Origin of the sequence: Flavobacterium sp. GSP27 (assembly GCF_003970395.1) — a bacterium.
In the GTDB taxonomy this organism is placed as follows: Bacteria; Bacteroidota; Bacteroidia; order Flavobacteriales; family Flavobacteriaceae; genus Flavobacterium.
The window spans coordinates 109531-125605 of the sequence record NZ_RYDP01000004.1 but is presented as its reverse complement, the minus strand read 5'-3'; the positions used below and the strand labels follow the sequence as shown (position 1 = coordinate 125605).

15 protein-coding genes are annotated in these 16075 nt (G+C 35.2%); 8 read left to right on the top strand and 7 right to left on the bottom strand.

Annotation, left to right across the window (positions count from 1 at the left end; genetic code table 11):
• Positions 1-3: 3 nt before the first annotated feature.
• Both EKM05_RS05245 and EKM05_RS05240 read right to left on the bottom strand, forming a co-directional pair.
• The gene (locus tag EKM05_RS05245) at positions 4-1038 is read right to left on the bottom strand and encodes a DUF3078 domain-containing protein (protein ID WP_126457575.1); all 1035 of its coding nucleotides are present in this window, start codon (positions 1036-1038) and stop codon (positions 4-6) included.
• 39 nt (positions 1039-1077) lie between these two features.
• Complete coding sequence (locus EKM05_RS05240; RefSeq protein ID WP_126553961.1) at positions 1078-2859, bottom strand: 1-deoxy-D-xylulose-5-phosphate synthase; 1782 nt, start codon at positions 2857-2859, stop codon at positions 1078-1080.
• A 123-nt stretch (positions 2860-2982) separates the two neighbouring features.
• Between EKM05_RS05240 and EKM05_RS05235 the strand changes: the two genes are divergently transcribed.
• On the top strand, positions 2983-3426 hold the full coding sequence (locus tag EKM05_RS05235) for a nucleoside deaminase (RefSeq protein ID WP_126553959.1): 444 nt from the start codon (positions 2983-2985) through the stop codon (positions 3424-3426).
• 255 nt (positions 3427-3681) lie between these two features.
• Here the strand turns inward: EKM05_RS05235 and EKM05_RS05230 are convergent, their stop codons facing one another.
• Together EKM05_RS05230 and EKM05_RS05225 are read right to left on the bottom strand one after the other, a co-directional pair.
• Entirely contained in the window at positions 3682-5226 is a 1545-nt protein-coding gene (locus EKM05_RS05230; RefSeq protein WP_126455129.1) for a ribonuclease E/G, read from the bottom strand.
• 315 nt (positions 5227-5541) lie between these two features.
• Positions 5542-5832, bottom strand: coding sequence for an HU family DNA-binding protein (locus tag EKM05_RS05225; RefSeq protein WP_016989051.1), 291 nt, complete (start codon positions 5830-5832; stop codon positions 5542-5544).
• 132 nt (positions 5833-5964) lie between these two features.
• Here EKM05_RS05225 and mutY point away from each other — a divergent pair, with 132 nt between their 5' ends.
• The 4 genes from mutY to gldD all read left to right on the top strand — a co-directional run bounded on the left by mutY (position 5965) and on the right by gldD (position 9450).
• On the top strand, positions 5965-7002 hold the full coding sequence (gene mutY / locus EKM05_RS05220; protein ID WP_126553957.1) for an A/G-specific adenine glycosylase: 1038 nt from the start codon (positions 5965-5967) through the stop codon (positions 7000-7002).
• 44 nt (positions 7003-7046) lie between these two features.
• A complete protein-coding gene (locus EKM05_RS05215) occupies positions 7047-7487 on the top strand; it encodes a single-stranded DNA-binding protein (RefSeq protein ID WP_126553955.1) in 441 nt (146 codons plus the stop codon).
• 23 nt (positions 7488-7510) lie between these two features.
• Positions 7511-8806, top strand: a complete 1296-nt coding sequence (locus EKM05_RS05210; protein WP_126553953.1) for a gliding motility-associated protein GldE — start codon at positions 7511-7513, stop codon at positions 8804-8806.
• Positions 8807-8886: 80 nt separating this feature from the next.
• Entirely contained in the window at positions 8887-9450 is a 564-nt protein-coding gene (gene gldD / locus EKM05_RS05205) for a gliding motility lipoprotein GldD (RefSeq protein WP_126553951.1), read from the top strand.
• A 193-nt stretch (positions 9451-9643) separates the two neighbouring features.
• On the opposite strand, the gene EKM05_RS05200 is transcribed toward gldD, so the two are convergent.
• On the bottom strand, positions 9644-10021 hold the full coding sequence (locus tag EKM05_RS05200) for a heavy-metal-associated domain-containing protein (protein WP_126553949.1): 378 nt from the start codon (positions 10019-10021) through the stop codon (positions 9644-9646).
• A 108-nt stretch (positions 10022-10129) separates the two neighbouring features.
• Here EKM05_RS05200 and EKM05_RS05195 point away from each other — a divergent pair, with 108 nt between their 5' ends.
• Positions 10130-10996 carry a DMT family transporter gene (locus EKM05_RS05195; RefSeq protein WP_126553947.1) on the top strand — a complete coding sequence of 289 codons (867 nt, stop codon included), beginning with the start codon at positions 10130-10132 and terminating at the stop codon, positions 10994-10996.
• Positions 10997-11091: 95 nt separating this feature from the next.
• Here EKM05_RS05195 and EKM05_RS05190 read toward each other — a convergent pair whose 3' ends face one another.
• Both EKM05_RS05190 and EKM05_RS05185 read right to left on the bottom strand, forming a co-directional pair.
• Positions 11092-13140 (bottom strand): insulinase family protein, encoded by a 2049-nt coding sequence (locus EKM05_RS05190; RefSeq protein ID WP_233589327.1) that lies wholly within the window; start codon positions 13138-13140, stop codon positions 11092-11094.
• A gap of 11 nt (positions 13141-13151) precedes the next feature.
• Positions 13152-14477, bottom strand: coding sequence for a pitrilysin family protein (locus tag EKM05_RS05185; protein ID WP_126455143.1), 1326 nt, complete (start codon positions 14475-14477; stop codon positions 13152-13154).
• Between the two features lie 237 nt (positions 14478-14714).
• On the opposite strand from EKM05_RS05185, the gene rplU reads away from it, so the two are divergent.
• Positions 14715-15137: a 50S ribosomal protein L21 gene (gene rplU, locus EKM05_RS05180; RefSeq protein WP_126455145.1), complete on the top strand. Its 423-nt coding sequence runs from the start codon at positions 14715-14717 to the stop codon at positions 15135-15137.
• A 23-nt stretch (positions 15138-15160) separates the two neighbouring features.
• Positions 15161-15427, top strand: a complete 267-nt coding sequence (rpmA, locus tag EKM05_RS05175; protein WP_086453627.1) for a 50S ribosomal protein L27 — start codon at positions 15161-15163, stop codon at positions 15425-15427.
• The last annotated feature ends 648 nt before the right edge of the window (positions 15428-16075 follow it).

Below are 16075 nucleotides of genomic sequence, written 5' to 3'. Positions count from 1 at the left end.
TTTTTAAAACAAATATTGTATTCCAACACCTATAGCTTGCCGTACTTGTACTTTTGGGCCTTCAGTGACTTGAATTCCCGCTATTTCTCTTTTTGATTTAATGTCATCATCATAAATAATATGTGCGCCAATATTCGCTTTTACGTATTGGTTTACCACTAATTCAAATTGGAGGTCGTAATCGATATCTATGTTGCCAAAATGATTCACATAATCAGAATATAAACTGAGGCGATTTTCTAAATGAATATTTTTAAAAATTTCTTTTTTCAGATGACCCGTAAATAAAAATCCGAGCTCTGTTCTGGATTTTTCGCCTTTTTCGATCAAATTTCCGTTCAGATCGTAAATGGCTTTAGTGACACCAAAAGCACCTTGATTCGCTAATCTTTGATCTAAAACCAAGGTTGTTTTAAATGTAAATGGGGAAATATAAAACGTTCTTTTTTTCTCTTTATTTATATTCTCAGCTCCTATTCCCATGAAGGCATAAGCGGGTGCAAAGGGCTTTGATATTGCAGTTTGAGTATTTGGATAAGAATAACCATTAGTGAACTGCGTATTGAAATTTAATTTTGCGGAATGGTACCAATTCGAAAGGGTGTCTTTTCGATAACCAAATGTTGAGTTTAATAAAAGGGCATCATCCGTTTTTCTTACTTCGATGCGGTCTTGTTTGTTTAAACCATATCGGATTAAAAGTTCATTGGTCCAATTGTAATTGCTTCGGTTGTACGTTCTCAGAAATTTTCCGTTGAACAACCCGGAAACGGAGCTTGTTCCTCCGGGACTCCAGTTGATAAAAGCGACTTCAGATATGTCAAATCCTAAACTATTTTTTTTTGTCCAATACGATAAAGGGACATGTGGTTTCTTAGTTCGTATATTGACTACTACGGTCAGCGGTTTCTTTACTTTTGTGAGTGTTGTTACAGGTTCAAGTGCAGTTTTCATAGTACTGACTGTTGCTTCTTGGGAAAAACTATTTATAGAAACTGAAAATAAAAAAAGTAAAAATGCAGTAGGGAGTAATTTCATTACGGGGGAGATTAAATTTAAACGTGCAAAATAATTATTTTAATAGCTTGAAAAAAGGATTTCAAGACTTTTAACGTCAATTTTGCAATATTGTTGTAATTCAGCCACTGTTCCCTGTTCAATAAATTCGTCAGGAATGCCTAATATTTTTATTTTTGAAGTGTAATTATTTTGGGAAGCAAATTCAAGTATAGCACTCCCAAAACCGCCATTTACAACGCCGTCTTCTAGCGTGATTATAGTTGAAAATTTAGTAAAAATGGTATGTAGTGCTTTTTCGTCTAATGGTTTGACAAATGAAAAATCATAATGGGCAATGGTTTCCTGATGGTCTGTCTTGGCTATAGCCAAAGTGACATTGTGACCAATAGTTCCATTTGATAATACTGCGATATGTGTTCCTTTTTTAATACAAATGCTTTCTCCAATTGCTATTTTTTTATACTTTCCCAGATGTTGATCTTGCCAATTCTGAATCACACCGCGACCTCTTGGATAACGGATAGCGATGGGCTGATTCAATCCCAGTTGTGCAGTATAGAGAATGTTTTGAAGCGCTATTTCGTTCATTGGGGAATAAATAATTATATTAGGAATACAGCGCAAATAAGCAAGATCAAAAACACCGTGATGCGTTGCGCCGTCTTCTCCCACTAATCCCGCTCTGTCTAAACAGAAAATTACCGGTAAGTTTTGCAGTGCAACGTCATGAATGACTTGGTCGTATGCTCTTTGCAAAAAAGTAGAATAAATATTGCAAAATACGATCATTCCTTGTGCCGCCATTCCGGCCGCTAAGGTAACGGCATGTTGCTCGGCGATTCCTACATCAAAGGCGCGTTTTGGGAAAGCTTCCATCATGAATTTGAGGGAACTTCCCGAAGGCATTGCAGGTGTAATCCCTATTATTTTTTCATTTTTTCGGGCCAAATCCAATACGGTCAAGCCAAAAACATCCTGGTATTTCGGCGGTAAATTCTCTTCTGATTTGATGTGAATTTCCCCAGTTGTAGCGTCAAATTTCCCCGGCGCATGGTATTTAACCTGATTTTCTTCGGCTTGTTGCAGTCCTTTACCTTTGGTGGTGATGATATGGAGAAATTTTGGTCCTTTTACTTTTTGCAAGCGTTTGAGTTCCTTGATAACCGCAAAAAGATTATGCCCGTCAATAGGACCCGAATAATCAAAATTCAATGATTTAATCATGTTGTTCTGCCTCGGATTTTTCCCTTCTTTTACGGCAGTAAGATACTTTTTTAACGCACCAACGCTCGGGTCAATGCCGATGGCGTTATCATTAAGGATCACCAGTAAATTAGCATCAGTAACTCCGGCGTGATTTAATCCTTCAAAAGCCATTCCTGATGCGATGGAGGCATCTCCAATCACTGCAATATGTTGTTTATCGTATTCGCCTTTCAAATTAGAAGCAATCGCCATTCCTAATGCTGCCGAAATGGAAGTCGAAGAATGTCCTACGCCAAAAGCATCGTAAATACTTTCACTTCTTTTTGGGAAACCGGAAATACCGCCGAGTTGCCTGTTGGTATGAAAATTTTCTCTTCGGCCGGTGAGTATTTTATGTCCATAGGCCTGATGGCCTACATCCCAGACCAACAAATCATTTGGTGTGTCAAACACATAATGCAAAGCGATGGTGAGTTCAACAACGCCCAAACTGGCCCCAAGATGGCCTTCTTTTGCGGCTACAATATCAATTATGAAATTGCGTAATTCTTGAGCGACCTGAGGAAGTTGGGTTTCATCAAGCAGGCGTAAATCGGTTGGATTGTTTATGGTTGAAAGTAAATTATCTGACATAAAGCAAAGGTACGATTTGAAATTGTATTTTTACATTTGATAAAAAACTTGTTTTATAAAGAATCACAAAATAAAGCGAAGATTTGCAAAGAACTTAAATATGCGAATTCGCGGACTTATACTATGATAAATCCTTTCACCGACGAATATTTTATGAAAAAGGCTTTGCAGGAAGCCGAAATGGCTTTTGAAAAAGGCGAAATTCCGGTTGGTGCCATTATTGTCATTGATAATAAAGTTATTGCCAGAAGTCATAATTTAACCGAATTACTTCATGATGTTACGGCTCATGCGGAAATGCAATCCATAACTGCCGCAGCTAATTATCTTGGCGGAAAATATTTAATGGGTTGTACGCTGTACGTCACACTGGAACCTTGCCAGATGTGCGCCGGCGCTTTGTACTGGAGTCAGATTTCGAGAATTGTCTATGGAGCCACTGATGAAAATAGGGGTTTTGTTAAAATGGGAACACAATTGCATCCTAAAACAACTGTTGTAAAAGGTATCTTGGCTAATGAAGCTTCGGAGTTGATGAAGCGGTTTTTTGTGGAGAGAAGAAAATAATTCTATTTACACAAATCCCTAGCCCAGATTACTTCACTTAATGTTTGTTTTTTATAGGAGTTCAGTGAACTTCGTTTGTAGTGGCATCCTTTTGCAAAGCTTCCAGCCTTTTGAAGGGTGAAAGCTTTGCAAAAGATAGAGCGGATAGCTGGATTAGCTCCTAAAATCAAATAAATTATAAATTACAGATTGCTTCGAAAAATCTCGCAATGACGCACAAAAAAACCGCCAATCTTACGAAAGGCGGTTTATAATTTATTCTATGACAGCATTTTCTTTTTTGTCGTAGAAATGATATTCTAAATACGTGTAAGCATCACGAGGTATGATTTTCACCCACTTTTTATGTTCAAGAAACCATTTTGAACGTAATGATGGAAAACCTTTGGTAAGGTATGCGGCCACAAACGGATGTACATTAAGCACAACATCTTTGTGGTTTTTTAATACTCTTTCCAGATCAAAAGCGATTTTATCAATGATTTGAATTGGTGCTTCAATTTCGGCACTTTCATTGTTTGGATCTTCTTCTCTGGTCTTAATATTTACTTCTGGTCTTACTCTTTGTCTTGTAATTTGAACTAGTCCAAATTTACTAGGGGGTAAGATCTTATGTTTTGCTTTATCATCGCTCATTTCTTCCCTGAGGAAGTCGAACAACACTTTGCGATTTTCAGGATTCGACATGTCGATAAAATCAACCACAATGATTCCGCCCATATCACGAAGACGCAGTTGTCTTGCAATTTCGGCTGCTGCTATCATGTTGACTTCCATGGCTGTATCTTCCTGGTTGGTAGCTTTATTAGAACGGTTTCCGCTGTTTACGTCTATAACGTGCAAGGCTTCAGTATGTTCGATAATAAGATACGCCCCTTTACTCATGGATACTGTTTTTCCAAAAGAAGTTTTGATTTGTCTCTCTATGTTGTATTTCTCAAAAATAGGTGTGTCATTTGATTGATAAAACTTCACTATTGATTGTTTCGAAGGGGCAATTTCTTGCAAATAATCCTTCGTTTGGTTGTACAACTCTTCATCATCAATTTGAATACCACTAAAGGTATCATTAAATACATCTCTTAATATCGAAGAGGCTCTATTGAGTTCTCCTAATACTTTTGAAGGATGATGAGCAGTTGGTAATTTTTTACACATTGCAGTCCATCTGCTGAGCAGGTTCTGCAAATCTTTTTCTAATTCGGCTGTATTTTTGCCTTCGGCTACTGTGCGAACAATAACACCAAATCCTTTTGGTTTGATGGATTGTACTAATCGTTTCAAGCGTTCTTTTTCTTTTTTGTCTTCTATTTTTTGAGAAATAGAAACACGATCAGAAAACGGAACCAAAACTATAAATCTTCCGGCAAGAGAAAGCTCAGCGCTAATCCTTGGTCCTTTTGTAGATATAGGTTCTTTGACAACTTGTACTAAAACAGATTGATTGGCACTCAAAACATCAGTAATGGTACCATCTTTGTCTATTTCTTTTTCAAACTGAAAGTTTTTTAGGGAGAAATCTTTTAATTTACCTGCGCTTACAAGTTTTATGAATTTCAGTTGGGAAGCTAAATTGGGTCCTAAATCATGATAATGTAAAAAGGCATCTTTTTCAAAGCCAACATTTACAAAAGCAGCATTTAGTCCGGCAACGGGTTTCCTGATTTTGGCAATAAAAATATCGCCAACTTGGAAGTTGCTTTTTTCTTCTTCTTTGTGTAATTCAATTAGTTTTCCATCTTTTAATAAGGCAAAATCTACGGCTTCAGAACTAGATCGGATGATTAATTCTTTATTCACGCTGTACATTTTTATCTATTCGCTGTGGCGAACAAATGGATTAAACAATATTTTTAACAGGTATTGAACCCGGGGAAAATTAGCTGGCAGTTTGCAGTGTTAAGTTCGCAGTTGACTGACTACTAAAAACTGAATACTGATTACTAACTTTCAATTTCAATGAACATTTAAAAAGAAAAAAGTAGTTTAAAACTACTTTTTCTTTTTGTGACGATTAGCTCTCGCTCTTTTTTTACGTTTGTGAGTTGCTACCTTATGTCTCTTTCTTTTTTTACCACTTGGCATATCTTATGATTTTATGATTAATTAATATTATTATTTTGCTTCGTTATTTATTTTCACCCCTTCAACAAAAACTTTTGCAGGTTTGAATGCAGGAATGTTGTGTGCAGGAATTTTTATTGTAGTATTTTTAGAAATGTTTCTTCCAGTTTTCTCTGCTCTGGTTTTCACTATAAAGCTTCCAAAACCTCTTAAATAAACATTGTCTCCAGTTTCTAATGAATTTTTTACTTCATTCATAAAAGTCTCTACAGTTGCCTGTACATCTCCCTTTTCAAGACCTAATTTTTCTGAAATTTTTGCTACGATATCTGCTTTCGTCATTTTCTTTCCTATTTATAATGTTGTACTATTTTTTTGAGTTTGCAAATATAGGAATTTAAAAAACAATTATTCAAGCTAATTCATTAAATTTTAATCACATAAACTTTTACTTTTGCAGTCTAATATTTAAAAATGAATTTTTCTAACCTGCTGATAAAATGGTATTTACAAAATAAACGGGATTTGCCATGGCGAAACACTACGGATCCGTATCCTATTTGGCTCTCCGAAATCATGTTGCAGCAGACACGCGTTGCCCAAGGAATGCCTTATTTTATGTCTTTTACTGCCGCTTTTCCTACTGTTTTTGATTTAGCAAAAGCCAATGAAGAACATGTTTTGAAACTTTGGCAGGGATTAGGATATTATTCCAGAGCGCGAAATTTGCATAAAACGGCGCAATATGTGGCCTCAGATTTAGGGGGAAGTTTTCCGGATAACTATGCGGATTTACTAAAATTAAAAGGCATTGGGGAATATACCGCTGCGGCCATCGCTTCTTTTTCTTATAACGAAGCCGTTCCGGTTGTTGATGGAAATGTATTCCGAGTTTTATCGCGTTATTTCGATATAGATACAGATATTGCTCAGGCTTCTGCCAAAAAAGAATTCGCTGCTTTGGCATTCGAACTGATGCCAAAAGATAACCCGGCAACCTTCAATCAAGCCATTATGGAATTTGGGGCTTTGCAATGTGTTCCTAAAAGTCCAAATTGCGGTATTTGTGTTTTTAACGAAAGTTGCGCTGCTTTGCAAAAAAACAAAGTTAATCAGTTGCCTGTTAAGACTAAAAAACTAAAAGTGAGAAGCCGTTACTTTAATTATCTGGTTGTTGCAGATGAAAATGACAACACCATAATTCAAAAACGAACAGACAAAGGAATTTGGCACAATCTCTATGAATTCCCTTTGATAGAAACCGAAAAAGAGGAAGATTTTGATTGTGTTAGCGAAGCTATTCAAGCGGATTATTTTAAAGAAAATACTGTCGTAAGTATGTTAGAATACAACGAAAAAAGTATCCTTCATAAATTGTCACACCAGCATTTACATATTAAGTTTTGGAAAGTGAAAATTGAAGGAACAATTGAAAACGGAATTGACGTTGAAACTTTGAGAACTTTTCCGTTCCCAATTGTGATTCATAATTTTATTGAAAAGGATTTATAGAGTTTCTAAAAAAATGTATCTTTGATAAAATACCATATTCTAAAATGAACGGAACATTAAACAAGGTTATGCTAATTGGTTTTCTTGGCGACGACATCAAAATGCATTATTTTGATGGAGGCAATTGTATTGGAAGATTTCAGTTGGCCACAAACGAAGTGTATATCAACAAAACCACCAATGAAAAAATCACTTCTACGGAGTGGCACAATTTAGTTGTTCGCAACAAAGCGGCGGAACTTTGTGAAAAATACCTTTCTAAAGGCGATAAAATTTACGTGGAAGGACGCATTAAATCCCGTCAATGGCAGTCAGAGGATGGAAGTACAAAACACACCACTGAAATTCAGGTAACCGAATTTACTTTTCTGTCAACTAAGAAAGACACTGAAAGTAATAAACAAATTCCTGTACCTGATGTCCCGAAAAACACTAATTTTGACACCGATAAGAATGTCATGCCTATAAACGACTTGCCATTTTGAGTGTTTAACTAATCCTTACCAATTTGGACTCAGAGCCCAGTTTGCTTTTTGCTTACGCAATAGATACTAATTTAGCATTTGGTTTTACAGTAATAATCATATTGCTGTTTTGTTCCGCATTAATTTCAGGTGCCGAAGTAGCCTTGTTTTCGTTGTCACAAAAAGAGATTGATGAAATCATTCAAGAGAATGATTCTAAAGGAAAAATCATTGCCGCGCTTTTAGAAAAACCCAAAAAACTGCTGGCCACACTTCTGGTTGCTAATAATTTTGTCAACATAGCGATAGTAATATTGTTTTCATACGCTGGAAAAAGCATGTTTGCAGCGATAACCCAACCGGTATTGAAATTCATCTTGGAAGTATTGGTAGTCACTTTTTTGATTTTGCTCTTTGGGGAAGTCTTGCCTAAAGTATATGCCAGTCGAAATAATACCAAGTTTGCCAAACTTATTGCTTACCCTATTTTCTTTTTAGATAAGCTTTTGACGCCTATTAGTTTACCAATGCGTGCAGCAACGATTTATTTGCATAACAAATTAGGAAAACAAAAAACAAATTTTTCTGTTGATCAATTATCACAGGCTTTAGAGCTTACGGCTTCGGATGAAACCTCTTCCGAAGAGCAAAAAATATTAGAAGGAATTGTGAGTTTTGGAAATACGGATACCAGACAAGTAATGAGTCCGCGAATCGATATTTTTGCTTTAGAAATAGAAGAATCTTTTGCTGCTATTTGTCCCAAAATTATAGAAAAAGGATATTCCAGAATTCCGGTATATCGAGACAATATAGACCAGATAGAAGGCGTTTTGTTTGTCAAAGACTTGCTTCCGCATATTAATACAAATGAATTTGACTGGAAAGCATTGCTGCGAGAACCTTTTTTTGTCCCTGAAAACAAAAAGCTGGATAATTTGCTGAAAGATTTTCAGAACAAGAAAAGTCATTTAGCGATCGTGGTAGATGAATATGGAGGAACCTCAGGGTTAGTTTCTCTTGAGGATGTTATTGAAGAAATTGTTGGGGATATCAGTGATGAATTTGATGATGAGCAGATTAGTTTTTCTCAAATTGATGAAAAAAATTACCTTTTTGAAGGAAAAATAAACCTGAGAGATTTTTATCGGATTATTGATGTTAATGAAGAATTATTCGAAATTAAAAAAGGAGAAGCCGAAACATTAGCCGGATTTATTCTGGAAATTTTAGGCAATTTCCCTAAAAAAGATCAAAAAATTGTATTCGAAAACTGTCTGTTTACTATAGAAGCAGTGGATAAAAAACGAGTTAAACAGATAAAAGTAACGATTGAATAATCCTTCCATGGTCCTCTGCGAAGGAAAGAGAGCCATTGGAATACGTTTTCTTAAAATTTGTAAGATTAAAAAAAATAGAAATGTTTAAAAAAACAATCCCTTTTCTGGTAATAGCACTAACATCATTGTTGAGTTTTAGTTGCAAAGACGCCGTGATCCCAAAACCATCCGCTTATTTGCGGTTGGATTATCCGCAAGCCAGTTATATGAATTTTGAAAACGAATGTCCTTTTGTTTTCGATATGAATTCAGAGGCCGTTATCCAGAAAGAGCCCAATTGTGGTTTCACGATTACCTATCCAAAAATGAAAGCGACTATTTATCTCACCTATAAACCAGTCACTAAAAACATTAATGAACTGTTGCGGGATGCACAAAAATTGACTTATGAACACGTGATAAAAGCAGATGATATCCTGGAACAACCGTATTTTAATCCCGATAAAAAAGTGTACGGTATGTTTTATCAGGTAGAAGGAAATGCAGCAACGAATTCCCAGTTTTATGCGACGGACAGCACTAGTCATTTTTTGACGGGATCCGTTTATTTTTATGCGAAACCCAATTATGACTCGATTATGCCAGCGGCAAGTTATATCAAAAATGATATGCAGCGGCTAATGGAAACCTTGAAGTGGAAATAACAACAATAGCCATTTACCGGAATAGTACAAAATAAGCAATACTCTTTTTAGAATAAATAAGGCTTTTAAGTTTAAATTAGCCTGTTAACACTAACTGTACGCTTTTTTTAATGACCTTCAACATCCTTGTGTGGTTCAAAAAAAAACATCCCCGTAAAGAGAATGTTTTGTTGCGATAAAGGTAAAGTTCTATTTAGGACTTCATTTTAGAAACCTTGTATGTTTTGCCATCAGCAGCGGCTTCAACCACTGTTGTCAATTTTTCTGGTGTTTGAACTGTTTTGTCAAAAGTTACAGTGGCCATTTTAGTATCAAAATCTACTGTTGCTTTTTGAACACCATCCTGTGCGGTTAGATCTTCTTGAATCGTTTTGGCGCAGCCTACAGCGCACGTCATTCCTTCTACAGAGAAACTCGCTGTTTGAAGATTAGCAGCTGCAATTTCCTTTTTAACTTTTGGAGCAGTTGTTTCAGCCGTTTCTTTTGAAGCTATGTCTGTTTCTTTTTCTTTGCAACCTACAAATAAAAGACATGTAAGTACCAGTGTTGCGATTGATTTTTTGAAATTCATTATAATGTATATTTTGAAGATTAACTACTTTTTTATGAATTACAAAATTAATTAAAAAAAGAAGGACTAATTCATAAAATAATTACAATTTTGGGCAAAATTATTTTTATGGAATCGAAGCAGTTAAAATGGGTGTATTTGTTGGTTCTTGCCTTGGTTTGGGGAAGTTCCTTTATACTGATAAAAAAAGGATTAATAGGTTTGACAGCGTTACAATTGGGATCGTTGCGAATTATTTTTGCAGCTGTTTTTTTAATATTAATAGGGTTCAAAAGTTTGTCTAAAATCCCAGTATTTAAATGGAAATACATTGCTTTAACATCTTTATTCGGGACATTTATACCCGCTTACTTGTTTGCAATTGCACAGACTGAAATTGATAGTTCCGTGAGTTCTATTTTGAATTCCCTGACCCCTTTGAATACGCTGATTCTTGGCGCTTTGGTTTTTGGACTGCAGTTCAAAAGAAATCAAATTTTTGGAATTCTAATTGGTTTATTAGGAAGCGCTTTGTTGATTTTGAACGGTGCCATGCATCATCCGGAACAAAATTATTATTATGCTATTTTGGTTTTAATAGCTTCGATATGTTACGCAGTCAATGTCAATTTAATCAAAAAATATTTGCATGATTTGAGTCCGCTGAGTATTACTACCGGGAATTTTATGGTATTGTTTTTTCCGGCATTCATAATCTTGTTTTTCTCCGGTTTTTTTGAAGTGGTACATGATGTGAAAGTGCAGGAATCAATTTTGTTTATAATGGTTTTAGGTGTGGTAGGAACTGGAATTGCGAATATTCTGTTCTTTAAATTAATCCAGATGTCATCACCGGTTTTTGCTACTTCGGTAACGTATTTGATTCCCGTAGTTGCTTTTTGCTGGGGATTATTGGATAATGAAATGCTAACGCCAGTTCAGTTTTTTGGTGCTTTTATTATTTTAATCGGCGTGTATTTGTCGGCTAAGAAGTAGTAGCTGTTCTTGATCAGTTTGTGTTTAGGATCTTATTAAAAATAATAAAGGCTGTCTAAAAATAGACAGCCTTTATTTATTTATTCAAGATTTGATTATAAAAAATCAGCATCTGAAACACCTTCATTGATTTTTACATCAGACATTTTTATGTCTAATTCAAAACCTACATTCTGGATGATGTTAAAAGGAACTTTAACTCCTTTCACTTCTTTGTAATCTCCATAATTTGTAGTTTGAGTGATGCTTTGCCCACCTTGTTCAACAATTTTAGATTCGGCTAATTTTAAACCAGTAGTTACATCATAGAATAGTGTAGTTTTCCCGTTTTTGACGGCGTACGCATCTTTCCCATTAATGGATTCAATAGTTTCCAGCGTTAAACCTTGGTTTTTAGCAAGAGACAATTCTTCAAATGGTGTGGCAGCTGCTTTCATATCAGCAAGTGTACTGCCTTCAATATTTTGGCGTTGCCCTTGTTGCATTACGTAAGCTCCTTTTTCATTTACCACTTGTTTCATTAGGCTCATTGTGCCCATCGTTAATTCAACCATCAATTTTCCTTTGGCATCAATTTTTGAGGTGAAGCTTAATGGAGAAGGCGCTTGCGGAATAGTTGTTGTCCCGTTCATTACAATTGTTTTTACAGCCAATGCTGCTTTTTCTCCACCGATAGCTTTGATGTAATTCTCAATGACACTTTTGGCAGTGACTCCTGCTGGAACTGGTTTTTTTAATTCTGGTTTAGCTGTTGCATTTCCGTATTTATCAAAGTAGGAAACTGGTATTTTCAATTTTTCCAGATTAGTAGCTACATCAGCTGCTTTTCCAACAATTACAATTCGGCTGTTGTCCGTTAAAAAATATTTATTTGATACTCTTAAAATGTCATCTGCTGTTACAGCGCTGATATTTTTGATGTAGTTTTCGTAGAAGTCAGCTGGTAAGCTTTGTGTTTGAATTCTCAAAGCATATCCTGCCACGGTTTGTGGCTTTTCAATTTGCATTACAAAACGTCCAATGTATCCTGCTTTTACGCTGGCTAACATTTCATCCGTCACTTTCTCAGTTCTGATTTTTTTGAATTCTTTAAAAATTTCAACAACCGTGCTATCTGTTACGGCATTACGAACTTGCGTAGAAGCATTGAAAGTAGAAATGCGTTTGTCTCCGTAAATGCTTGTTCTTGCACCATAAGTCCATCCGTGCGCTTCTCTTAAGTTCATGTTGATGTAACTATTAAAGTCACCACCTAAAATTTGGTTCGCAACTAAGACAGCAAAATAATCTGGATCAGTCATTTTAAGATTTGACATATTTACAACCGCAACTTCTGATTGAACTGCATTTGGCATGTCAATAAAGTTGATTTGTGTAGCGGAAACATCTATTGGATCGCTATAAGAGATCGATGGAGCAGCTGCTTTTTTCCATGAGCCAAAGAATTTCTCTACCATTTTTTTTGTCTCGCTGAATTTTACATCACCCACAATAATTAGGTAAGCGTTGCTTGGCACAAAATATGTTGTGTAGTTTGCTTTTACATCTGCAAGAGTTACGTTTTTCAAGGTAGCTTCGCTAACATATTCGCCTGCAGGATGGTTTTTCCCATAAGTCAAAACATCTACAACTCTTGCTGCTACTGCTGAAACGCTTTTTTCATTGGCTTTCAAACCTTCAATAAGTTTTGCTTTTTCTTTGTCAAATTCCTCTTGGGTGAAGTTTGGGTTTAATGCACCATCAGCCATTAGCTCTAAAACTCTCCCCGAATATTTAGATAAGGAACTTGCTGAAGCGCCATTAGAACTAAAATTGATGTTAGCGCCTAAGAAATCTACTTCTTCATTGAAAGCTGTTTTCGAAATTTTAGTGGTGCCGCTTCCGATTAATGTACTGGTCATGTCGGCAACCCCTTTTTTGTCGCCTTCAGCATACGGATCATTGTCTAAGGTAAGACTGAATGCTACTCTAGGAAGTTTATGGTTTTCGACAACCATAACTTTTAATCCATTTTTTAATTCAAAAGTTAACGGTTTTCCGATTTTTATTGATGGTGCTACACCAGGTTTTGGCTGAGGGATGATTTGTCCTTGCATAATTACGGTTAAGAACAAGCTTGATAAAATTAATATTGATTTTTTCATAATGATGTATCTTAGTTTTGAGCTTTGTCTTTAGATGGAACATAATCCAAAACTAATCTTTGGTTTGGATTTAAATATTTCTTAGCAATATCTCTGATTTCTTCCCGAGTGATAGAATGATAGATTTCAATTTCGGTATTGATTAAGTTTACATCACCGTATAACAAATGATAGGAAGCCAGATTGTCTGCAATACCGTCAATGGTAGAGTTGCTGTTTACATATTGGTTTTCGAATTTGTTTTGTAGTTTTTGTAAATCTCTTTCAGAAATCAATTCCGTTTGTAATTTTACAATTTCAGAGTCAATTTCGGCAAGAATATTTTCGGTTGTGTTAGGCGCTTGAGGCAAACCGTAAATGATATAGCTGCCGTAGTCTTCTTGGCTGTTACTAAAAGCGCCAATTTGCAAGGCCATCTTTTTGTCATCAACTATTTTTTTGTATAGTCTAGAACTTTTTCCATCGCTTAAGATGGATGAAATCATATCCAGTACTCTTGCGTCTCTGGTTTTCATAGATGGCGTTCTGTAGGCTGCTACAATTGCAGGGATTTGGATATTAGCATCTTGAAATTCTGCTTTTATAGTTTGAGTAATCGGTTCTTCAACAAATGTTTCTCTTTGTATGGGAGCTCCTTTTTTGATCGGTCCAAAATATTTTTGAATCCATTCTTTTGCTTGCTCTTTTTTGAAATCACCAGCGACAATTAAAACAGCATTGTTCGGAATGTAAAATTTCTTGTTGAAAGCTTGGAATTCTTCTAATGTTGCAGCGTCTAAATGGCTCATAGAACCTATAGTTGCCCAACGGTATGGGTGTTTTGTGAAAATATTCTTTTTTACTTCCGCCAAAAAATTTCCGTAAGGCTGATTGTCAACGCGCAATCTCTTTTCTTCTTTCACCACTTCGTTTTGAGTATCAACACCAATTTGATTGATCACTGGGTGCAGCATTCTTTCTGCTTCCATCCATAAACCTAATTCTAAGTTGTTAGATGGGAAAACCTCGTAATAATAGGTTCGGTCATCCGTTGTGTTGGCATTATTTACACCACCGTTTCCAGTTACAATCTTAAACCACTCACCGCGTTTGATGTTTTCGGTTCCTTCAAACAATAAATGTTCAAAAAAGTGAGCAAAACCAGTTCTTTCCGGATTTTCATCTTTAGCGCCTACATGGTACATTACTGAGGTAATAACAGTAGGGGCAGAAGGATCGTTGTGCAAAATCACATGCAGTCCATTGTCTAATTTGTATTCTTCAAAAGCTACTTTCTGAGCAGAAGCTACTCCTCCTAGCATAAACAAAGCACCTAAAGCCATTAATGAATTTTTCATAAGGTTAATAATTTTGTTAATATGCATAATTAGTAGTGGTTTTTAATTTTTGTTACATAAAAAGCGTTTCGCTGTGAGAAATTTAACACTAGTTAAGCGTTTTATTTTGTAAAATTATTTCAAAAGTCTATTTAATAAGTAATTATGATGTATTGGGTATTTTTTTTCTTCAACAAATTGCGAGGTAATTATTTAATTGTATATTTGCAACCTTAAAAATTTATAAAACAATTTGTTATGTATGCAATCGTAGAGATAGCAGGGCAACAGTTTAAAGTTAGCAAAGACCTAAAGGTTTACGTTCACCGTTTAGCAAATGAAGAAGGAACTCAAGTTTCTTTCGACAAAGTTTATTTGTTAGATGATAACGGTACAATCACAATAGGCGCCCCAGCTATAGAAGGTGCTTCAGTAGAAGCCAAAGTGTTACAACACTTAAAAGGAGATAAAGTTATCATTTTCAAAAAGAAAAGAAGAAAAGGATACAAAAAGAGAAACGGACACCGTCAGTATCTTACTCAAATTGTAATCGAAGGTATTACTGCAGCAGGTGCTAAAAAAGCGGCTCCTAAAAAAGCAGCAGTTGAAGCAACTACAGAAGAAGTTGAAGCTCCTAAGAAAAAGGTAGCTAAAGCTAAAAAAGAAGATACTCAAGAATAATAACAAAATAAAACTAATACGTCATGGCTCACAAGAAAGGTGTCGGTAGTTCTAAGAATGGTAGAGAATCAGAATCAAAACGTTTAGGTGTTAAGATTTTTGGTGGTCAAGCTGCTATTGCTGGGAACATCATCGTAAGACAAAGAGGTTCAAAACATAATCCAGGTGCAAATGTTTACATCAGTAAAGATCACACCCTACACGCAAGAGTAGATGGAGTTGTTTTTTTCCAAAAGAAAAGAGATAACAAATCTTATGTATCTATACTTCCATTTGAAGTTGAAGCATAATTGATTTTCTCAATTATTAAAAAACCCGTTTCGAAAGAAACGGGTTTTTTTTTGACCTTAGCCAAGGGCCTCCGGAATCTTCAAAGGAAAAGAAGGCAGAGTCAAAATTGATGGTTTGCCTGATTTGTAAATTATATTTGATTTTATCAGGGTATAAGTATTGATTATATTCGTAGTTTTTTATTGCTGGTCTAGGGGAGTTTAATAAACTAAATTTCGGTTCAAATAAAATGCCGTATACTGTTTTGGAAGGGATATTTTGTAATTAGAAACTGTTGTGATTCTTTTATAGGTTTTACAAATCAGAACTGTTTTTAGAAAATCATCTTCTAATTAAAATATAAATTTTCACTTGTATAGGTGATTACTGCTTGTCTGTAATTTTTTTGGACACTCAAAGACACTGTAGTGTTTTTTTTCTTTCAAATTTTCCCTCTCCATTATATTCTTTATAAACGCATCTCTTTTTTTGATATAATTTCACTAATTCAGAAGGTTATTTCTAGTTTTAAACGGTATCTGATTTTATATGGCAACATAAAGATTAGATTCATTACTCTCTAATAGTTTAAATCTATAGGATTTTTTTTTAATTAATAAATTGAAATTAATTTTTAAATAATTTATTGTTTTAATATTGATTAGAAA